General features: G+C 68.4%; 17 protein-coding genes. 7 read left to right on the forward strand and 10 right to left on the reverse strand.

The features are described 5' to 3' along the window. Positions 1-77: 77 nt before the first annotated feature. The gene (locus AC3FOF_RS28255; protein ID WP_276269028.1) at positions 78-287 is read left to right on the forward strand and encodes a YMGG-like glycine zipper-containing protein; all 210 of its coding nucleotides are present in this window, start codon (positions 78-80) and stop codon (positions 285-287) included. 168 nt (positions 288-455) lie between these two features. On the opposite strand, the gene AC3FOF_RS28260 is transcribed toward AC3FOF_RS28255, so the two are convergent. After that, on the reverse strand, positions 456-908 hold the full coding sequence (locus AC3FOF_RS28260) for a PACE efflux transporter (RefSeq protein WP_276269029.1): 453 nt from the start codon (positions 906-908) through the stop codon (positions 456-458). A 116-nt stretch (positions 909-1,024) separates the two neighbouring features. Here AC3FOF_RS28260 and AC3FOF_RS28265 point away from each other — a divergent pair, with 116 nt between their 5' ends. Continuing rightward, the gene (locus AC3FOF_RS28265; RefSeq protein ID WP_017229620.1) at positions 1,025-1,948 is read left to right on the forward strand and encodes a LysR family transcriptional regulator; all 924 of its coding nucleotides are present in this window, start codon (positions 1,025-1,027) and stop codon (positions 1,946-1,948) included. Here AC3FOF_RS28265 and AC3FOF_RS28270 read toward each other — a convergent pair. Next, on the reverse strand, positions 1,941-2,915 hold the full coding sequence (locus tag AC3FOF_RS28270; protein ID WP_488728476.1) for a tripartite tricarboxylate transporter substrate binding protein: 975 nt from the start codon (positions 2,913-2,915) through the stop codon (positions 1,941-1,943). The two genes, AC3FOF_RS28265 and AC3FOF_RS28270, sit on opposite strands and share 8 nt — an antisense overlap. Before the next feature lie 339 nt (positions 2,916-3,254). Between AC3FOF_RS28270 and AC3FOF_RS28275 the strand changes: the two genes are divergently transcribed. Further along, entirely contained in the window at positions 3,255-3,971 is a 717-nt protein-coding gene (locus AC3FOF_RS28275; protein ID WP_276264487.1) for a response regulator, read from the forward strand. Further along, positions 3,964-5,409: a sensor histidine kinase gene (locus AC3FOF_RS28280; protein ID WP_488728477.1), complete on the forward strand. Its 1,446-nt coding sequence runs from the start codon at positions 3,964-3,966 to the stop codon at positions 5,407-5,409. The genes AC3FOF_RS28275 and AC3FOF_RS28280 overlap by 8 nt, the downstream gene beginning before the upstream one ends. A gap of 16 nt (positions 5,410-5,425) precedes the next feature. Here AC3FOF_RS28280 and AC3FOF_RS28285 read toward each other — a convergent pair whose 3' ends face one another. Genes AC3FOF_RS28285 through AC3FOF_RS28300 form a run of 4 tightly spaced genes read right to left on the reverse strand, consistent with a single transcriptional unit; the run spans position 5,426 to position 14,883 of the window. Beyond that, complete coding sequence (locus AC3FOF_RS28285; RefSeq protein ID WP_488728478.1) at positions 5,426-7,015, reverse strand: efflux transporter outer membrane subunit; 1,590 nt, start codon at positions 7,013-7,015, stop codon at positions 5,426-5,428. Between the two features lie 9 nt (positions 7,016-7,024). Next, positions 7,025-10,321: an efflux RND transporter permease subunit gene (locus AC3FOF_RS28290; RefSeq protein WP_017227668.1), complete on the reverse strand. Its 3,297-nt coding sequence runs from the start codon at positions 10,319-10,321 to the stop codon at positions 7,025-7,027. After that, the gene (locus AC3FOF_RS28295) at positions 10,321-13,452 is read right to left on the reverse strand and encodes an MdtB/MuxB family multidrug efflux RND transporter permease subunit (protein WP_488728479.1); all 3,132 of its coding nucleotides are present in this window, start codon (positions 13,450-13,452) and stop codon (positions 10,321-10,323) included. The genes AC3FOF_RS28290 and AC3FOF_RS28295 overlap by 1 nt, the downstream gene beginning before the upstream one ends. A 9-nt stretch (positions 13,453-13,461) precedes the next feature. Then, the gene (locus AC3FOF_RS28300) at positions 13,462-14,883 is read right to left on the reverse strand and encodes an MdtA/MuxA family multidrug efflux RND transporter periplasmic adaptor subunit (protein ID WP_488728480.1); all 1,422 of its coding nucleotides are present in this window, start codon (positions 14,881-14,883) and stop codon (positions 13,462-13,464) included. Positions 14,884-15,199: 316 nt separating this feature from the next. On the opposite strand from AC3FOF_RS28300, the gene AC3FOF_RS28305 reads away from it, so the two are divergent. From AC3FOF_RS28305 to AC3FOF_RS28315, 3 genes are all read left to right on the forward strand, one after another. Continuing rightward, positions 15,200-15,931: a response regulator gene (locus tag AC3FOF_RS28305; RefSeq protein ID WP_276268725.1), complete on the forward strand. Its 732-nt coding sequence runs from the start codon at positions 15,200-15,202 to the stop codon at positions 15,929-15,931. Next, a complete protein-coding gene (locus AC3FOF_RS28310; RefSeq protein WP_488728481.1) occupies positions 15,928-17,205 on the forward strand; it encodes an ATP-binding protein in 1,278 nt (425 codons plus the stop codon). The genes AC3FOF_RS28305 and AC3FOF_RS28310 overlap by 4 nt, the downstream gene beginning before the upstream one ends. A 222-nt stretch (positions 17,206-17,427) precedes the next feature. Next, the gene (locus AC3FOF_RS28315; RefSeq protein WP_017231142.1) at positions 17,428-17,721 is read left to right on the forward strand and encodes a GYD domain-containing protein; all 294 of its coding nucleotides are present in this window, start codon (positions 17,428-17,430) and stop codon (positions 17,719-17,721) included. Positions 17,722-17,910: 189 nt separating this feature from the next. Here the strand turns inward: AC3FOF_RS28315 and plsY are convergent, their stop codons facing one another. The 4 genes from plsY to AC3FOF_RS28335 all read right to left on the reverse strand — a co-directional run bounded on the left by plsY (position 17,911) and on the right by AC3FOF_RS28335 (position 20,684). After that, positions 17,911-18,528, reverse strand: a complete 618-nt coding sequence (gene plsY, locus AC3FOF_RS28320; protein WP_488728482.1) for a glycerol-3-phosphate 1-O-acyltransferase PlsY — start codon at positions 18,526-18,528, stop codon at positions 17,911-17,913. A gap of 153 nt (positions 18,529-18,681) precedes the next feature. Beyond that, positions 18,682-19,173 (reverse strand): Cys-tRNA(Pro) deacylase, encoded by a 492-nt coding sequence (ybaK, locus tag AC3FOF_RS28325; protein ID WP_488728483.1) that lies wholly within the window; start codon positions 19,171-19,173, stop codon positions 18,682-18,684. A gap of 27 nt (positions 19,174-19,200) precedes the next feature. Beyond that, on the reverse strand, positions 19,201-20,169 hold the full coding sequence (gene xerD, locus AC3FOF_RS28330) for a site-specific tyrosine recombinase XerD (RefSeq protein WP_488728494.1): 969 nt from the start codon (positions 20,167-20,169) through the stop codon (positions 19,201-19,203). Positions 20,170-20,204: 35 nt separating this feature from the next. After that, positions 20,205-20,684: a methylated-DNA--[protein]-cysteine S-methyltransferase gene (locus tag AC3FOF_RS28335; protein WP_488728484.1), complete on the reverse strand. Its 480-nt coding sequence runs from the start codon at positions 20,682-20,684 to the stop codon at positions 20,205-20,207. Positions 20,685-20,793 lie beyond the last annotated feature (109 nt).

Raw genomic sequence — 20,793 nt, forward strand, 5'->3', positions numbered from 1 at the left:
GCCGGATCTTGCGGTGACCGCAACAGCCCTGGGTGAATTGCCAGGCGCAAAGAACCAATCGATCAAGGAGCCCCATCATGCGTACCGTGATCCTGTCCCTGATGCTCGCCGCCCTGCTGAGCGCAGCGGGCTGCGCCGGCATGACGCCCAGGCAGCGCAATACCGTGATCGGCGCGGGCGTCGGCGGCGTGGCCGGCGCGGCCCTGATCGGCGGCCCGGGGGCCACGCTCGGTGGCGCGGCCCTGGGTGGCGTGGTCGGCAACGTGGTGACCCCTGGGCGCAGGTAGGCGGAAGGGCGGGGGCGCTTCAGGCGCCGCCGCGCTGGACAACACCGTTGGCTTTGCTTGTTGTGCCTACTAGCCAAACCAACCTTCTCCCCATGAGGGGGGAGAGGGAGTAAACACCGTCGTCATTGCAGACGGTTTTGGCGCATCCGGCCGGCCTTGGCAGATGCCTCAGGCCGACTCGGCCATCGGCTTGCCATGCTTGCCGGCCGTGCTGCCCACGGGGAATACAGCGTCGTAAGCCCAGTTGTAGATGAAGGCGTAGACCACGTAGAACGCCGCCACCGCGATGTCCATGATGAAGGCGTCCAGCAGGCTCATGCCGAGATACCAGGAAACCATCGGCAGGAAGACCACCAGCAGCCCCAGTTCGAACAGGATCGCGTGCAGTACCCGCACGGCCACCGGTTTGCGCAGCTGCCCGGTGAACCGCAGCATGGCCTTGTCGAAGAGCAGGTTGTAGAGATAGTTCCAGCCGGCGGCGATCACCGACGCCACCACCGCGATGATGCCCATCTGGTGCAGGGCGAAACCGAACAGCCAACTGCCCACGGGCGCGAAGATCAGCAGGCCGATCAATTCGAAACCGACGGTGTGGCGAATCCTGTCCTTGGTACTGCGCATGATGCTTCCTGTTTGGCGTGAATGCAGGCCATTCTATCTATAATTCTGGGATGGTAAAGTTGGTATCCATCGCTAAAAACGATGGATTGGCCGGCTGCCGTTTTACAGGATCCCCGATGAGTCTTTCGCTCGAACAATTGCAGGCCTTCGCCGCCGCCGCCGAATGCGGCTCGTTTTCCGCCGCGGCGCGCCGCTTGGGCAAGGCCCAATCCGTGGTCAGCGCGGCCGTGGCCAATCTGGAAATCGATCTCGGCAACCAGCTGTTCGACCGCAGCGGCCGCTATCCCACCCTGACCGCGGCGGGCGAACGCCTGCTGGCCGAGGCGCGCGTGATCCTGGAGCGCTGCGAGCATTTCCGCGGGGTGGCCAAGAGCCTGGGCGAGGGCGTGGAGAGCCGCCTGGTGCTGGCGGTGGACGAGTTGTATCCGGAGGAAACCCTGGGCGTGATGCTGGAAGAATTCTCGGCCTGCTTTCCCGCGGTGGAGCTGGAGTTGCTGTTTCCCCTGATGGAGGACGTCAGCCGGCTGGTGCTGCAAGGCAACGCCGACCTCGGCCTGATGTGGCGCCAGGAAGTGTTGCCGCCGGAGCTGGGGTTCCGCGCGCTGGGCTGGGTGCCGATGCAGATCATCTGCGCGCCCGACCATCCGCTGGCGGACCAGCGCGTGGGCTGGGAAGAGCTAAAGCGCTACCGCCAGCTGATGGTGGCGACCCGTAGCGACAGCGAGGAAAAAATGCGGCTGCGGGTGGCCGCCGAAGTCTGGTGGGTGGAGAGCCAGTGGGTCATCGTCGAACTGGTCAAGCGGCGTCTGGGCTGGGCCTTCGTGCCCTGGCACGTGGCGGCCAATTCGCCGGCGGCGGCGCAGCTGGTGTCGCCGGTGCTGGAGTTCGACGACCAGGACTGGCCGGTGGCGATGGAGCTGGTCTGGCACAAGCAGCGGCCGCTCGGCAAGGCCGCCACCTGGCTCAAGGAGCGGGTCAGCAAACAGCCGTTGCCGCGCCCGCAGAGCCGGCGCCCGGCGTCGGGCGGAGCCGCTACCTGACCAGGCCGAATTCCTTCGCCAGCGCGCCATAGCGCTGCACCGTGCTTTTCACGTAGGCATCCAGCGCCGCGCCGCGCAGCGCCGTGGGGAACAGCCCTTGCTCGGCGCGCAGGCGGGCGAAGGCCGGGCTGGCCTGCAGGCGTTCGAAGCGGCTCGCCCAGCGCTGGTAGTCCGCCTGCGGGACCTTCGGCCCCATGTAGAAGCCGCGCACGATGGGCCAGGTGATGTCGTAGCCTTGTTCGCGCGCGGTGGGCACGCCCGCCAGCCTGCCCGGCAGGCGCTGTTCGGCCAGCACGGCGAGGATGCGGATGCCGCCCGTGCCGAGCTGCAGCGCGGCTTCGGAGGCATCGCCGGACACTGCCTGCACGTGGCCGGCCGCCAGCGCCGTAAAGGCTTCCCCGCCGCCCTCGAATCCCACGAAGCGCATGCGCTTGTAGCCCACGCCGGCCTGCCTGGCCAGCAGCGCGGCCTTGATCCAGTCCTGGTTGCCGATGGTGCCGCCGGCGCCGAACAGCACCTGGTCGGGATCCGACCCGAGCGCGGTGACCAGGTCCTTCAGGTTCCGGTAGGGCGAATCGGCGCGTACCGCGATCATGCCGTAGTCGACACCGAGCGCGCCGACCCAGCGCACGTCAGCCGGGCCATACTTGCCGAACTTGCCTTCCGCCAGCGCCAGCAGCGAGCCGCCGGAAAAAGCGACGATGGTATCGGGCTCGGCAGGGCGCTGCGCCACCATGCTGTTGTAGGCCACCGCGCCGATGCCGCCCGGCATATGGACCAGCCGCATCGGCTGTTCGGTCAGGCCGGCTTCCAGCAGCGCGCGCTGGGCCAGCTTGCAGGTCAGGTCGAAGCCGCCGCCGGGCTTCGCCGGCACAATGCATTCCGGCGCGGCGGCAGCAGGCGCGCAAGCGGCCCCGAGCGCGAGCGCGGCGCAGGCGGGACGCAGGGCGGCCAGGACGAAGCGCATGGTTTTTCCTAAGGTAGGGCCGGACGAAGGGGCAGGGCACGGCAGACAGCTTACCGGGAAACGACGAACAAATCCGCTGGCCGCCGATGCGGAAATCAGGCATAAGAGAGCGCCTGCGGCAGGGTAGCCCGGAGCCGCCGGAAAGAATGCACCGAAACCATCCGCAGCGGCGACGGCTGTCACGCCCTCTCCCTCATGGACCCTGATGGGGAGAGGGCCGGGGAGAGGGGGGGCCGCCCCCTCCCGCAAGCGGGGGACGGAAGCCAGCCGGCGCATGGCATTGGCTGGCACGCGGCCGGATGCGGAACGCACACAAGGAAAGCAGGAGGAGAACCTTCCATGAGAGTACTGCTGGTCGAAGACCACGACGAACTGGCCACCTGGGTGATGCAGGCGCTGCGTGCGCTGCATTTCACCGTGGAGCGCGCGGCCGACGCGGCCAGCGCGGAATCGCTGCTGTTCAGCACGCATGCCGGCAGCGCCGGCGGCGCCGGCAGCGACTATGCGCTGGTGCTGCTCGACCTGACCCTGCCCGACCGCGATGGCCTCGATCTGCTGGCGCGCGTGCGCGGCCGGGGCTGCCGCGTGCCGGTGATGATCCTGACCGCGCGCGGCGAGGTGGGCGACCGTGTCAAGGGACTGGATCTCGGCGCCGACGACTATATGGCCAAGCCTTTCGACCTGGCCGAGTTCGAGGCCCGCGTCAAGGCGCTGCTGCGGCGGGCCCGGCAGACCGAGGCGCCGCTGGTGCGCTGCGGCGGCCTGGCTTTTGATACCGTGGTGCGGCATTTCCAGGTCGGCGGCGTGCCGCTGGCGCTGACGCCGCGCGAGCATGCGGTGCTGGAGATCCTGATGACGCCGCCCGGCAAGACCGTCAGCAAGGACCGGATCTACGCCGGCATCTTCACGCTGGCCGACGAGACCCAGCCCGATGTGATCGAGGTCTATGTGCATCGCCTGCGCCGCAAGCTCGAAGGCTCGGGTGCCGTCATCGCCACCCTGCGCGGGCTGGGTTATGTGCTGGAGCCAGGCGTGCCGGAGCCCGGCGGTGGCTGAGCGGCGCAAGCGGCCCGCCAGCCTGCGCGCGCGCCTGCTGTGGTGGCTGATACCGCCCATGCTGGCGCTGCAGGCGGCATATGGCCTGGTGGCGTACTCGAACGCGCTGGAATCGGCCGACCTGGCCTACGATCGCACCTTGCTCGCCTCGGCGCGCAATATCTCCGAGCGCATCACGCTCACGGCCGAAGGCGTGCGCGTGGACGTGCCGTATATCTCGCTCGACACCTTCGAGGTGGGCATGAACGCCACCATGTTCTACCGCGTGAGCGGCGTGCATGGCGAGTTTGTCTCGGGCTACGACGACCTGCCGCCGTTCGATGCCAGCCAGCCGCGCACCAGGCTCTACCCCGCGCTGGTGAGTTTCTACGACCGCACCTACCGCGGCCAGCCGATCCGCATCGCCGCGCTGCGCCAGCCGGTGATGGACGCCGGCGGCACGCACGGCGGCATGGCGCTGATCGAGGTCGGCGAGACCCTCGACTCGCGCCAGGCGCTGACGCGCAACATCCTGTTCGAGGTGCTGTGGGGCCAGCTGATGCTGGTGCTGGCCGCGGTGTTGGTGATCTGGCTGTTCACCCGGCGCGCGCTGGCACCGCTCGATGCGCTGCGCGCCGAAGTGGCGCAGCGGCAGCCTGGCGCCACCACGCCGCTGCCGCTCGACAGCGCGCCGCGCGAGACGGCACCGCTGGTGCAGGCGATGAACGGCTATATGGCGCGGCTGGAGCAGGTGCTGGCCGCGCAGCGCCGTTTTATCGCCGACGCCGCGCACCAGTTGCGCACGCCGCTCGCGGTGCTGCACACGCAGGCGCAGCTGGCGGCGCGCGAGCACGATCCCGCCGAGCAGCGCCGCATCGCGCAGGGTCTCGCCGACAGCACCGCGCGCATGGCCGCGCTGGCCGACCGCCTGCTGTCGATGGCGCGCGCCGCGCACGGCGGGGCGGAGGCGCCCCGCATGCTCGACGTGGCGGCGCTGGTGCGGGAGGTCTGCCTCGAACTCATGCCCGCCGCCCGTGCGCGGCGCATCGACCTGGGCTTCGAAGGGGCGGGGGTGCTGCACGTGGCCGGAACCGACCTGTTGCACGAACTGGTCACCAACCTGATCGACAATGCGCTGCGCTACACGCCATCGGGCGGGGTCGTCACGGCGCGCGCCTATCGCGATGCCGGTAACGGCGAGGCCGTGGTGCTGGAGGTGGAAGACGACGGCTCGGGCATTCCTGCCGCGGAACGCGCGGCGGTGCTGGAGCCGTTTTACCGGGGCAGTGCCGCCGGCGCGAGGAACGCAGGGCCGGCGCGGGACGCGTCCCCCGCCGGCTCGGGGCTCGGGCTTACCATCGTGCGCGACATTGCTGCTGCGCACGGTGCCTCGCTGGCGCTGCTGGACGGCGCCCAGGGCAAGGGCCTGCTGGTACGCGTGCGTTTTTCCCCGCAGTAAGAGGCCGCGCAGCCGGCTACCGTTTTGCCGAGACGCCGGCGGGCGCGCCTGCCGGGGGCTGGCGCGCGGCGTCCGCCGGTACCGGCACGTTGCCTTGCGTCCCGGCGGGCGGAGGCGTGCCGCCCGGGGCCGGTGCGGCTGGCGGTGCGGCAGGGGGGGGATTCGAAGCGCTCTGCGGCACGACATGCCAGCCGCCGCCCAGCGCCTTGATCAGCACCGCGCTGGTGGTGTACTGGCGGCCGACGATGGCCAGCGCGGTGCGCTCCGCCGTATAGGCCGTGGTCTGCGCGGTCAGTACGTCCAGCAGGCTGGCGGTGCCCGCGCGGTAGCGGTTGTTGACCAGCGCCAGGGCATCGCGCGCCGAACGCAGCGCGTCGTTCTGTACCACGGCTTCCTGCTCGAGCAGGCGCGCACCGGCCAGATTGTCCTCGACCTCCTGGAACGCCGAGAGCACGGTCTGGCGGTAGTTGGCCACGGTCTGGTCGTAGGCCGCCACCGCCTGCGCCTTGGCCGCGCTGCGCAGGCCGCCGTCGAACAGCGTGCCGGCCAGCGCCGGGCCGATCGACCACACGCGGTCCGGCAGCGACAGCCAGCGCGCGAGCGTGGCGGCGGACAGGCCACCGCTGGCCGACAGCGATAGCGTGGGGTAGTAAGCGGCCTGAGCCACGCCGATCTGCGCGTTGGCCGCTGCCATGCGGCGCTCGGCCGCGCCGATATCGGGCCGGCGTTCCAGCAGCGCCGACGGCACCGCGCTGGGCACGCGCGGCACGGCGGCGGCATAGTCCTGCGGTGCGATGCTGAGATCCGAGGGCGGTTTGCCGGTCAGGATGGCGATGGCGTGCTCGTACTGCGCGCGGGTGATCTGGATGTCGATCTGCAGCGCCTGAGCGCTCTTGAGCTGGGTTTCCGACTGCAGCACGTCGGAGCGCTGCGCCGTGCCGGCCGCGTACTGGTTGCGCACCAGTTGCAGCGATCTTTCGTAGTCGGCGACGGTGCGGTCGAGCAGGGCCTTTTGCTGGTCGGCGATGCGCAGCAGGAAGTAGCTCTGCGCGAGCGTGGCCTGGGTCGACAGCAGCGTGGAAGCCAGGTCGGCCTGGCTGGCCTGCGCGCTGGCTTCGCTGCTCTCCACCTGGCGCCGCACGCGGCCCCACACGTCGAGCTCCCAGCTGGCCGAGAGCGAGGCACTCTGGCTGTTGCCGACCTGGCCGCTGCTGCCGCGCGCGCGGTCCAGCCCGGCCGAGGCGCCGACCGTGGGGAAATAACCCGCGCGGGACGACTGCAGCGCGGCCAGCGCTTGCCGGTACTGCGCTTCGGCCGCCTTGATGTTCTGGTTCGATACCTTGACCTGCGACATCAGCGCGTCGAGCTGCGGATCGCCGAATATCGCCCACCAGTTGCTGCGCTCGCTGGTGTCCTGCGGCTCGGCCGGCTTCCACTCTCCCCATTGGGTGCTGTCTGCCGGCGCCTCCTTGAAGGCAGGCGAGGCGGGCGCGTCGGGGCGCTTGTAATCGGGGCCCACGGCGCAGCCGCCCAGCAGCAGGGCGCAGGCGATCGTCAGCGAGGTCGCCGGGAAGAAGAGGGGAGGGATGCGGAAAATGGCGTTCATGGATCGCATTCAGGGTTCGAGGCTCGCCGTGGCCGCAGGCATGGCCGTGCGGCGCCGGCGCCAGGCGCGCACCTTCAGGCGCAGGCGGTCCAGCGTCAGGTAGACCACGGGCGTGGTGTACAAGGTCAGCAACTGGCTGACCACCAGCCCGCCGACGATGGAGATGCCCAGCGGCGCGCGCAGCTCGGCGCCGTCGCCATGGCCGATCGCCAGCGGCACCGCGCCCAGCAGGGCTGCCATGGTGGTCATCAGGATGGGGCGGAAGCGCAGCAGGCAGGCACGGTAGATGGCATCGCGCGGGGACAGGCCCTCGCGCCGTTCGGCGTCGATGGCGAAGTCGATCATCATGATGGCGTTCTTCTTGACGATGCCGATCAGCAGGATCACGCCGATCAGCGCGATGATGCTGAAATCCGTGCCCGAGGCCAGTAGCGCCAGCAACGCGCCTACGCCGGCAGACGGCAGCGTGGACAGGATGGTGAGCGGATGCACATAGCTCTCGTACAGCATGCCGAGCACGATGTAGATCGTGATCAGCGCGGCCAGGATCAGCAGCGGCTGGCTCTTGAGCGAGTCCTGAAAGGCCTTGGCGCTGCCCTGGAAATTCGCCTGCAGCGTTTCGGGCACGCCGATGCGCGCCATCTCCGCCTTCACCGCGTCGGTGGCCTGCGACAGCGACACCCCTTCCGCGAGGTTGAAGGAAATGGTGGAGGCCGCGAACTGGCCCTGGTGGTTCACCCCCAGCGGCGTGCTGGTGGGCGTCACCCGCGCGAAGGCCGAGAGCGGCACCCGCTTGCCGCCGCCGGTGACCACGTAGATATCCTGCAGCGCGTGCGGACCCTGCAGGTACTCGGAGCTGAGTTCCATCACTACCCGGTACTGGTTGAGCGGGTTGTAGATGGTGGAGACCAGGCGCTGGCCGAAGGCGTCGTTGAGCACGGCATCGATCTGCTGGGCGGTGACGCCGAGCTTGGACGCGGTGTCGCGGTCGATGATCACCGAAGTCTGCAGGCCCTTGTCATTGGTGTCGGTATCGACGTCTTCCAGGCCCTTGAGGTTGGAGATCGCCGCGCGCACCTTGGGCTCCCATTCGCGCAGCACATCGAGGTCGTCCGACTGCAGCGTGAACTGGTAGGCCGAACTGCTCTGCCGGCCGCCGATGCGGATGTCCTGCACGGACGTCAGGAACAGGCTCGCGCCCGGCTCCTTGGCTAGCTTGCCGCGCAGCCGGGCCACGATGGCGTCGGCGGATTCGCGCTCGGACAGTGGCTTGAGCGTGACGAACATCTGGCCGGTATTGCGTTGGGAACCGCCGGTGAAGCCGGTGACGTTGACCACCGCCGGGTCGGACTGCACGATCTTGATGAAGTTGTCGAGCTTGATGCGCATGGCCTGGAACGAAGTGGCCTGGTCGGCGCGGATAAAGCCGATCAGGCGCCCGGTATCCTGCTGCGGGAAAAAGCCCTTGGGCACGATCGTGTACAGCCAGACATTGAGGGCGATCGTGGCCAGCAGTACCAGCCACACCAGCACGCCATGGCGCAGCGCGACCGCCAGCGAGCGCGCGTAGTGGTCGTGCATCCAGGTGAAGGCGCGTTCGCTGGCGCGGAAGAAGCGCCCCTGCTGCTCCGGCCGGACCGGCTTGAGCAGGCGCGCGCACATCATCGGCGTGGTGGTCAGCGAGACCACCAGCGATACCAGGATGGCCACCGACAAGGTGATGGCGAACTCCTGGAACAGCCGTCCGACGATGCCGCCCATCATCAGCAGCGGGATGAACACCGCGATCAGCGACAGGCTCATCGACAGCACCGTGAAGCCCACTTCGCGCGAGCCCCTGAGCGCCGCTTCCAGCGGCTTCATGCCCTCCTCGATATGGCGCGAGATGTTCTCCAGCACCACGATGGCGTCGTCGACCACGAAGCCCGTGGCGATGGTGAGCGCCATCAGCGACAGGTTGTTGAGCGAGAAGCCGGCCAGGTACATCACCGAGAAAGTGCCGATCAGCGATACGGGCACCGCCACGCTGGGGATCAGCGTGGCGCGCACATTGCGCAGGAACAGGAATACCACCATGATCACCAGCGCCACCGAGATCATCAGGGTGTGCTCCACCTCGCGCAGCGAGCCGCGGATGGTGGGGGTGCGGTCCATCATCACTTCCATCTTGATGGCCGGCGGGATCATCTGCTGCAGCGACGGCAGCATCGCCGTGACGCGGTCGACGGTCTCGATGATGTTGGCGCCGGGCGAGCGGTTGAGCACCAGCAGCACCGAAGGCTGGCCATTGGCCGAGCCGGCGTTGCGGATGTCCTGCACGGAGTCGGTCACATTCGCCACGTCCGACAGCCGCACCGGCACCGCGAAGGAGTTCGGGCCGCCGCTGCTCTTGTTGCCGCCGGTGGCGCCGGTGCTGATGGTGGTGGTGCCGCTGCTGGTGGTCAGCGTGGTGGTGGTGACGCCGTTGACGGTCTTGGTGCTGACGCCGCCGCCCGCCGTGGCATTGGCCGTGCTGGCGATCAGCGCGCCGGCCGAGGCCGAGGAATAGGTGCCCGGGGTCGCGTAGCGGACGATCAGCGGCATGTAGTCCGCCGCCTTCATGGCCTGGTCGTTGGCGTAGATCTGCCAGTTGGTGCTAGCGTTTTCCAGCGAGCCGAGCGGGCGGTTGGCGTTGGTGGCGCTGATCGTATTGCGCACATCCTCCAGCGAGACGCCGTACTTGTTGAGCGCGGTGGGATTGAGCTCCACCCGCACCGCCGGCAGGGACGAGCCGCCGATGGTGACCTGGCCCACGCCCTCGATCTGCGACATCTTCTGCGCCAGGATGGTCGAGGCGGCATCGTAGAGCTGGCCCCGCGTCATGGTCGGCGAAGTCAGCGCAATGATCATGATCGGCGCGTCGGCCGGGTTGACCTTGCGGTAGGTCGGATTGCTCGGCAGGCTGGTGGGCAGCGTGGCGCGCGAGGCATTGATGGCGGCCTGCACATCGCGCGCGGCGCCGTCGATGTCGCGCGAGAGCTCGAACTGCATCGTGATGCGGGTCGAGCCCAGCGAACTGCTGGAGGTGATCTCGGTCACGCCGGCGATGGCGCCCAGCGCGCGCTCGAGCGGCGTGGCCACGGTCGCCGCCATGGTCTCGGGGCTGGCGCCGGGCAGCGAGGCGGACACCGAGATGGTGGGGAAATCCACCTGCGGCAGCGGTGAGACCGGCAGCAGCCGCAGCGCCGCCAGTCCCGCCAGCAGGATGCCGATGGTCAGCAGCGCGGTGGCGACCGGGCGATGGATAAAGGTGGCCGACAGATTCATTACGGCCTCGGCTCGGGGGTGGGGCCGGCTTCATCGCCGCCGGCGCCATAGCGGCGCCGGCGCCAGTCATTGAGACGCGAGGCCAGGCGATCGAAAGCCAGGTAGATCACCGGCGTGGTGAACAGCGTCAGCACCTGGCTGACCAGCAGGCCGCCCACCATGGTGATGCCCAGCGGACGCCGCAGCTCCGAGCCGATGCCGGTACCCAGCATCAGCGGCAGCGCCGCCAGCAAGGCTGCCATGGTGGTCATCAGGATCGGGCGGAAACGCAGCAGGCAGGCCTGGAAGATCGCTTCGCGCGGCGCCATGCCACCCTCGCGCTCGGCCTCGAGCGCGAAGTCGATCATCATGATGGCGTTCTTCTTGACGATACCGATCAGCAGGATGATGCCGATGATCGCGATGATGCCCAGATCCTGGCCCGAGACCAGCAACGCCAGCAGCGCGCCCACGCCGGCCGAGGGCAGCGTGGAGAGGATGGTCACCGGATGGATGGTGCTCTCATAGAGCACGCCCAGCACGATATACATCGTGATCACTGCCGCCAGGATCAGCCAGAGCGTGTTGGACAACGAAGCGCGGAAGGCCAGCGCGGCACCCTGGAAGTCGGTCTGCATGGAGATCGGCAGGCCGATTTCCTGCTCCACCCTGGTGATCTTGTCGACCGCGGCACCGAGCGATTCGCCGGAGGCCAGGTTGAACGAGATGGTGGCCGACGGGAACTGGCCCTGGTGGTTGATCACCAGCGGCCCGGTGCGCTCGCTGATGCGGGCGAACGCGCCCAGCGGCACCTGCCCGCCCGAGGAGGAGGGCAGGCGCAGGTCCGCCAGCGACTGCGGGTCGGTGCGGAAGTCGGGCATGGCTTCCAGCACCACGCGGTACTGGCTCGACTGGGTGAAGATGGTCGACACCAGGCGCTGGCCGTAGGCGCTGTAGAGCGCACTGTCGATCACCGCGGTGGTAATGCCGAAGCGCGCCGCGGCGTCGCGGTCGATATCTACAAAGGCGCGCAGGCCGTTGTTCTGCTGGTCGCTGGCTACGTCGCGCAGCTCGGGCTCCTGCTTCAGGCGCTCGACCAGCTTCGGCACCCAGGTGGCCAGCGTGGCCGGGTCCGGGTCCTGCACGGTGAACTGGTACTGGGTGCGGGACACGCGGTCCTCGATGGTCAGGTCCTGCACCGGCTGGGTATAGAGCGCGACGCCGCCGAGCTTGTCGACTGCAGCCTGCAGGCGGCGGGTGACGTCCTCGATGGAATCGCTGCGCTCATCCTTGGGCTTCAGGTTGATCAGCAGGCGCCCGGCGTTGAGCGTGGTGTTGGTGCCGTCCACGCCGATGAAGGAGGACAGGCTTTCCACCGCCGGATCTGCCAGCACCACCTTGGCTACCGCTTGCTGCTTCGCCGCCATGGCGGGGAAGGATGTGGTCTGAGAGGCTTCGGTGATGCCCTGGATCACGCCCGTGTCCTGCACCGGGAAGAAGCCCTTGGGCACCAGGATGTACAGCAGCACGGTCAGCACCAGGGTGCCGACGGCCACCAGCAGGGTGGTCTTCTGGCGGTCCAGCACCCAGTCCAGCGCGCGGCCGTAGCTGGCGATCACGCTGTCGAAGAAGCGGCCGCTGGCGCGGTGGAAGCGCGAGAGTTTCTCCTCGGGCACATGGTGCAGCAGGCGCGCGCACATCATCGGCGTCAGCGTCAGCGAGACCACCGCGGAGATCAGGATCGAGACCGCCAGCGTGATGGCGAACTCGCGGAACAGCCGTCCCACCACATCCCCCATGAACAGCAGCGGAATCAGCACGGCCACTAGGGAGAACGTCAGCGAGATGATGGTGAAGCCGATTTGCTTCGAACCCTTGAGCGCCGCCTCCATGGGCGAATCGCCCTCCTCGATGTAGCGCATGATGTTCTCGATCATCACGATCGCATCGTCCACCACGAAGCCGGTGGCGATGGTCAGCGCCATCAGCGTCAGGTTGTTGATCGAGAAACCGGCCAGGTACATCACGCCGAAGGTGCCCACCAGCGACAGCGGCACCGCCACGCCGGGGATGATGGTGGCCGGCACATTGCGCAGGAAGACGAAGATCACCATCACCACCAGCGCGACCGCCAGCAGCAGCTCGAACTCCACGTCGCGCACCGAAGCGCGGATGGTGGTGGTGCGGTCGGTCAGCAACTGCACCTTGACCGAGGCCGGCAGCGAATTCTGCAATTGCGGCAGCAGGCTCTTGATGCGGTCTACCACCTCGATCACGTTGGCGCCGGGCTGGCGCTGGATGCTCAGCACGATGGCGGGCTGGTCGTTGGCCCAGGCCGCCAGCCGGTTGTTCTCGGGGCCGTCGACGATATTGGCCACGTCGGTGATGCGGATCGGCGCACCGTTCTGGTAGCCGACGATGATCTGGCGGTACTCGTCAGCGGACTTGAGCTGGTCGTTGGCGTCGATGGTGGAGGCACGCGCGGGGCCGTCGAAGCTGCCCTTGGCGCCATTGACGTTGGCGCTGCCGATGGCGGTGCGCAGGTCGTCGATGGACATGCCGAGCGCGGCCAGCGCGGTCGGATTGGCCTGGATGCGCACGGCCGGGCGCTGGCCGCCGCTGATGCTGACCAGGCCCACGCCCTGCAGCTGGGAGATCTTCTGCGCCACGCGCGTGTCCACCATGTCCTGCAGCTTGGGCAGCGGCATGGTGTCCGACGTCATGGCCAGCGTCATGATCGGCGCGTCGGCGGGATTGACCTTGCTATAGACCGGCGGCATCGGCAGGTCGGCCGGCAGCAGGTTGCCGCCGGCGTTGATGGCGGCCTGCACCTCCTGCTCGGCGATGTCCAGCGACAGCGTCAGCTCGAACTGCAGCGTGATCACCGAAGCGCCGCCCGAGGACGACGACGACATCTGTTTCAGGCCCGGCATCTGGCCGAACTGGCGTTCCAGCGGCGCGGTGATCGACGAGGTCATCACGTCCGGGCTGGCGCCCGGGTACAGCGTGGTCACCTGTATGGTCGGGTAATCGACCTCCGGGAGCGCCGACAGCGGCAGCAGCCGGAAGGCCACCAGCCCGGACAGCAGGATGGCGAGCATCAGCAGCGCAGTGGCGACCGGCCGTTCGATGAAGATACGTGATGGGTTCATGCTGGGTCCTTACTGCGGCCGCTGCGGCGTGGCGCCAGCGCCGCCTGCAGCCGCCGCGCTCGCACCATCGCCGTGGCGCTGGCCGCCGTGCGCGCCGGAGGCGCCTGCTGCGCTGGCGCCTCCCGAGCCGCCTTCGCGGCGGCGTCCGCGTCCGCGCGGCTGGCTGGCCGGCACCAGGGCGGCGGCACGTGCCGCCGGGTCCACGGTTTCCACCGTCATGCCTTCCTTGAGCCGGTCGGCGCCGTCCACCACCACGCGCTGGCCGGGTTCCAGTCCCTTGGAGACGACCGTGCGCTCGCCGTCCGTGGGTCCTAGCGTCACCACCTGGACCTTGACCTTGCTGCCATCGTCCACCACATAGACGAAAGTGCCTTGCTGGCCGCGCTGGATGGCCGCCACCGGCACCACGGTGGCCTCTTGCAGCGTGTCCACGCGCGTGCGCACGTTGACGAACTGGTTGGGGAACAGCATGCCGTCGGGATTCGGGAAGATCGCCTTGAGCTTGACCGTGCCGGTGGTGGTGTCGATCTGGTTGTCGGTCGTCAGCAGCGTGCCGTCGGCCAGGCGGTTGCGCGCCTGGCGGTCCCAGGCCTGGACCGGAATGGTCTCGCCGGCATGGAGCCGCTTGAGCACCGAGGGCAGGTTGTCCTCCGGGATGGTGTAAAGCACGGCGATCGGCTGGATCTGCGTGATCAGCGCGATGCCGTTGGTGTCGCTGGTGCCGACGATATTGCCCGGATCGACCTGGCGCAGGCCGATGCGGCCCGATGCCGGCGCCAGGATGCGGGTGTAGCCCAGTTGCAGGCGGGCGCTGTCCACGTTGGCCTGGTCGGTCTTGACCACGCCCTCGTACTGGCGCACCAGCGCATCCTGCGTGTCGACCTGCTGGCTGGAGATCGAGTCCTGGCCTAGCAGGGTGCGGTAGCGCTTCTGGTCCAGGCGGGCGTTCTCCAGCAGGGCGCGGTCGCGTGCGAGCGTGCCCACGGCCTGGTCCAGCGTTGCCTGGAACGGGCGCGGGTCGATCTCGGCAAGGACATCGCCCGCCTTGACCATTTGTCCCTCCTTGAACAGGACCTTGAGCAGCGGCCCGGAAACCTGGGCACGCACGGTCACGTTGGCCACCGGGGTGACGTTGCCGAGGCCGTTGAGGATGACATCCATATCACGCTTGGCCACGGTGCTGATCACTACCGGCGAGCGCTGTCCGCCCGGACCGCCAGGCCCCCCCGGACCGCCAGGGCCCCCGCGGCCGGCGCCGGGGGCGCCGGGGGCGCCAGTGCCCGCCGGCGCTGCGCCGCGGTGGCTGTACCAATACCAGCCGCCGGCCGCCAGCAGTACGATCAGCGCGGCGGCGATCATCTTGCGGCGGCGCGGGGCTGCCTTGCCGGGCGGTGGCATTTGAGCCTGTGGATGTTGTTCGGGATTAGCCATGACCGGATCCTGGAGCGACGCGACAAGGCGCGTTTGAACTGTGTTCGGGGTGTGAGAGGCAGCAGTATGCCGCAATGCCGTCGACACGTGCCGTAAGCGGCACGCGAGGCACACGGCGGGCTGGGCAGCTTCGGGACGGGGCCGTTCTGTCCGGCGACCGCCGGCGACGGCAACATAAGCGAAGCATAATGCGCCTTACTGATCTCCATGTTTCAGCCGTGGCGGTCATTCTTACAGATCATTACCAGCGGCCCGGGTGTAATCCCCTGAAACAATTCGCCCGGATTGCCGCACCGAGCCTAGCTATCATCTCCCTATGCGAGTCAATCAGCCTACCCAGATCCTCGTCGTCGACGACGATCCCGAACTCCGCGACCTGCTGCGCGAATACCTCAGCCAGCAAGGCTTCGCCGTCTCCGTGCTGCACGATGGGGACGGCCTGCAGGCTCGCCTCGAGCGGGAGCGGCCGGCCCTGATCGTGCTGGACCTGATGATGCCGAAAGTGGACGGTCTCACCGCGCTGCGCAACCTGCGGGCCAAGAACGACGATATCCCGGTGATCCTGCTGACCGCGCGCAGCGACGAGATCGACCGCATCGTCGGGCTGGAGATCGGCGCCGACGACTATCTCGGCAAGCCGTTCTCGCCGCGCGAACTGCTGGCCCGCATCAATGCCGTGCTGCGCCGCAAGCTGGCCCGCCCGGCGGCCGCGCCGGAAGACCGCGAGGGCATGACGTTCGGGCCATTCCGGGTCAATTTCCGCCAGCGCTCCCTGGTGCGCGCCGGCGAGCCGGTACCGATCAGCGATACCGAGTTCGCGCTGCTCAAGCTGCTGTTGATGCACCCGCTCGAGGTGCTGTCGCGCGAGCGCATCGTCGAACTGATGTACGGCACCGCCAGCGGCATCAGCGACCGCGGCATCGACGTACAGATCTGGCGCCTGCGCCGCCTGCTCGACGAAGATGCGCAGCGGCCGCGCTACATCCAGACCGTGCGCGGCCGCGGCTATACCTTTGTACCTGACGAAGCCGACGAAATACCGCAATGAAGCTCCGCATCGACACGCTGTTCGGCCGGATCGCGCTGCTGATCGCTGCAGTGCTGGTGCTCAGCCATTTTTCCTGGCTGGCCATCCTGCGCATGGATCGCCGCCAGCAGCAGCTGGACTATTCCGTCGAGCAGATGATGTTCCAGTTCGACAGCATCCAGCGCGCGCTCGCCGCGCAGCCGCCGCTCAAGCTGCCGAGCCTGGTGGAAGTGGCCAGCGAGGCCAGCGCCGCCGAGCATACCGTGGCGGCCAAGGGCCGGGCGCGCCGGCTGGTCGAACAGTTCGCGCAGCGCATGCCGGCTGGAACCCAGGTGCGGCTCGAGGAAGAACAGACTACCCGCATCTGGGTCAAGCTGCCGCAGCGGCGGGACTGGATCGCGATGCCGGCGCTGTGGGTGGTCAACCCGCCGCCCGACAATCGCCTGCTGCCCGGCGTGATCCTGGTGGTTGGCGTAGCCATGGCGGTGGCCTTGCTGATCGCCTGGCAGATCCAGCGGCCGGTGCGCGATATGGCGGCGGCGGCCGAGCAGCTGTCGCGCCAGCACACCGTCGAGCCGCTGCGCGAGCGCGGCCCGCACGAACTGCGCCAGTTGATCGTGCGCTTCAACCGCATGATGGCCGACCTGACCCGCATCGACCAGGAACGCAACACCATGCTGGCCGGCATCGCGCACGACCTCAAGACCCCGCTGGCGCGGCTGCGGCTGCGCGCCGAGATGCTGGCCGATCCCAAGGCAGCGGCCGGCGTGACGCGCGACGTCCAGTCGATGTCGGCCATCGTCGAGCAGTTCCTGACCTTTGCCCAGAGCGGCGAGCCCGCCGCGCGCCCGGTGCCGGTGGATCGCCGCATCGGCGAGCTGGCCGCCTCGCTGGCCGAGCAGGACAAGTCGGTGGAAATCTCGCTGATGGCTGGCGAAGGCTTCCGCATGATTGCCACCCAGCTCGACCGCATCGTCGGCAACCTGATCGACAACGCCTATGCCTATGGCGCGCCGCCGGTGCTGCTCAGCACCTCGCGGCAGGCCGATGGCTGGCATATGGTGGTGGAGGACCACGGCGAAGGCATCCCGCCCGAGGCCATGGAAAAGGTCACGCTACCCTTCGTGCGGCTGGACCCGGCACGCGGCGGCAATGCGCATTCGGGCCTGGGGCTTGCCATCGTCGACCGCCTGGTGCGACAGGGCGGCGGCCGCCTGGCGCTGGACAACCGGCCAGAAGGTGGGCTGCGGGTGGAAATGGTGTTCCCGTTCACCGCGCTCGCGCAGGCGGCCTGACGGACGGCCCCGGGGCACCGGGGCACCGGGGCATCTCCCGGCGCAGCAAGTTTCAAGACTGGAACGTTTTCCGGCGGACTGCCCCGTCGCGGCCGCCCGCGCCGGACGCATGTCGCCATGCAAGCCAGGCGGCGGCTCGCATGGTACGCGGATTGCAGCAAGCATCTGCTCGATACGCTTTGGCAACGCGTAGCGTCGTTCCACTTGATCAGGAGATGCATCATGGCCACTTTTGTCGCCCTATTGAACTTCACCGACCAGGGAATCCGTACCGTAAAAGATACGACCAAACGTGCCGCCGCCGTTCGCGAAATGGCGAAGAAGAGCGGTATCGAAATGAAGGATATCTACTGGACGCTCGGGCAATACGACCTTGTGGTGACCTTCACCGCGCCCGACGACGCCACCATGACCGCCTTCGGCCTGTCCCTGGGCATGGCGGGCAATGTCCGCACCCAGACGCTGCGGGCCTTCTCCATGGACGAGATGAACGGGATACTCGGCAAGATGCCCTGAGGGCAGGCCTGGGGCCATGGCCGCAGCCAACCGGTGCGCCAGGACCGGCTGGCATGACGTCGGTGTTTACGCCCGCTCCCCTCATGGGGAGAGGGGGGCAGGCGCCACTTGAAGCGAAGCCGGTGGTTGGTTCCAGCGTGGCGGCGTAACGAGCGCCCGTCCCCTCCCGCAGGCGGGCGGCGCGGAAAGTCAGGCGCCGGGCGCCTTCTTCTTTTCCCCGATGCGGCTCTCCTTGCCGGCCAGCAGCTTGCCGATGTTCTGGCGATGGCGAACCACCAGCAGTACGCTGATGGCGAAGACCGCGCCGGCGATCACGTCAACGCCCGCCATCAGCACGTAGAAGAAGGGCGCGAACAGGGCCGACACCAGCGCCGCCAGTGACGAGTAGCGGAAGAAAAAGGCAATGATCAGCCAGGTGGCCAGCGTGCCCGCGCCAAGCCGCGGGTCGATGGCGAACAGGATGCCGGCCGCGGTGGCCACGCCCTTGCCGCCGGCGAAGCGGAAGAACACCGGGAACAGGTGGCCAAGGAATACCGCCACCGCCACCAGCGCCAGGCCGGTGTCGTCCAGCCCATAGGCCGGGCCGAATCGCTGCGCCAGCCAGACCGCCAGCCAGCCCTTCAGGGCATCGCCGACCAGCGTGAGCACCGCAGCCTTCTTGTTGCCGCTGCGCAGCACGTTGGTGGCGCCGGGGTTTCCCGAGCCGTAGGTGTGCGGGTCGGGCAGGCCCATGGCCTTGCTGACCACGACGGCGAAGGAAATGGAGCCGATCAGGTAGGCGGCGAGTGCGAAAATCAGATTGGCCATGTGGGAACCGGGAATTTGAGGCTGGCGGGATTGTAGCGTGGTCGCGTGGGCTTCTCTTCGGGGACTATCCCGGATGGCGGGGCAGGCGAGTCCGTCCGGGCGCTGCCGGCTCCCGAAAAAACCGGTGCCGCCCGGGGAAAACCGGATGCGGCTTCAATCCGGCAACGCGCACTCCACCGGCTGGGCGCCGACCAGCGCCGTCAGCGCCCGCGGGTCGATGCTGACCAGGTAGCCGCGCCGCCCGCCATTGATATAGATCCGCTCCAGCGCCAGCACGCTGGTTTCCACGAACACCGGCATGCGTTTCCTGGTGCCGAACGGCGAGGTGCCTCCCACCATGTAGCCGCTGTGGCGCTGCGCCACCTCCGGCTTGCACGGCTGCACGCTCTTGCGCCCGGTCTGCCGTGCCAGGTTCTTGGTCGACACCGAGCAGTCGCCATGCATCAGCACGATCAGCGGCTGGGCTTTCTCGTCTTCCATCACCAGCGTCTTGATCACCGCATGCTCGGGCACGCCGAGTTGCCGGGCCGATTCCCCGGTCCCGCCGTGCTCGACGTAGTCGTAGGCATGCTCGCCATAGGCGACACCGTGCTGTTTGAGGAACTGGGTGGCAGGGGTTTCCGAAACGTGTTTGGTCTTGCTCATGATGACGGTAGGCGATGACGGGCGGATTCAGCCGCGCGGGTGGTGCTGCTGGTGCAGCTCGCGCAGGCGCTCGCGCGCCACGTGGGTGTAGATCTGCGTGGTGGAGATGTCGGCATGCCCCAGCAGCAACTGCACCACGCGCAGGTCGGCGCCGTGGTTGAGCAGATGCGTGGCAAAGGCGTGCCGCAAGGTGTGCGGGGACAGCGGTGCGTGGATCTCGGCCTCGCGCGCGTGCCGCTTGATCAGGTGCCAGAAGGCCTGGCGCGTCATGCCCTCGCCGCGCTGTGTGACGAACAGCGCATCGCAGGCGCGCTCGCCCAGCAGTGCCGGGCGGCCTTCGGCCAGGTAGCGGCGCAGCCAGTCGCCGGCCTCGGCGCCGAAGGGCACCAGCCGCTCCTTGTTGCCCTTGCCGCCAACCACGCGCGCCACGCCTTCGTTGAGGCCGACCTCGATGGTCTTCATCTGCGTGAGTTCGGACACCCGCAGGCCGCTGGCATACATCAGTTCGAGCATGGTGCGGTCGCGCAAGCCGAGCGGCGTGGCCGTGTCGGGGGCGTCGAGCAGGGCTTCCACCTGGGCTTCGGTCAGCGTCTTCGGAAAGCGCGGCGGTTGTTTGGCCGGGCGCAGCAGCAGGCAGGGATCCGCGGTGATCAGGTGCTCGCGCAGCGCCCACTGGAAGAAGCGCTTGAACACGGTGAGCCGCCGGTTGGCCGACGATGCGCGCGTTTCCAGGTGGCGCGAGGCAAAGTAGCCGGTGAGGGCGGTGTCGTCCGCGCCGGGCAGCGTGGCGGTGCCGGTGGCGTGCAGCCAGCGCGCCAGCAGCATCAGGTCGCGGCGGTAGGCATCGATGGTGTTGCGCGCGAGGCCGTCCTCGAGCCACAGCGCGTCGCAGAAACGGTCTACCAGGCCGAGGTCCGCGAGCAGGGCGGCGCTGTCCGGCGCCCCGTCGGGCTGTGCGATCTCCGCGATCTCGTCGGTCTCTTCGATGTCTTCCATGCCGTCGGCATCCATGGGCGGATCGGCGTCGTGGTTCATGTCAGCAACACGCCTTCGTGGCGCAGCAGCCAGCGCTTGATATCAAGGAAGAAGCCATCGCCCTGGTGGTTGGCAAAGCCGCCGATGCCGCTGGCGCCGACCACGCGGTGGCAGGGGATCACCAGCGGGAAATAATTGGCCCCGCAGGCCTGCCCGACCGCGCGCGGCGCGCTGGCGATCTGCCGCGCCACCGCGCCATAGGTGGTGACCTTGCCGCGCGGCACGTTCGCGATGGCCTGCCACACCCGGCGCTGGAAATCGCTGCCGACCGGCGCCAGCGGCACATCGAAGGGCGCATCCGGATCGGCGTAGTACGCCTCGAGTTGCCGCGCCAGCCGCTGCGTCACCGCATTGGCGGGGGCGGCGAGCTTCATGCTCTCTGGCAGGTAGACGATCTCGCGGATCGCCGCGCCGTCGGTGCGCACGCCGATCTTGCCGAAAGGGGCGGGCAGGATGGCGTCGAAGATGGAATCCATGGTGGCTTGGGTGGCGGGAAGCGCAAGCCTGGATTCTAGAGCATGCCGGCGCCGGCCCGGTGCCAGGGCACTTTCCGGCGCCCCGGGGGCGGCACCATGCAACCGCTTG

The sequence above is a fragment of the Cupriavidus sp. 96C5-1 genome (assembly GCF_057798855.1).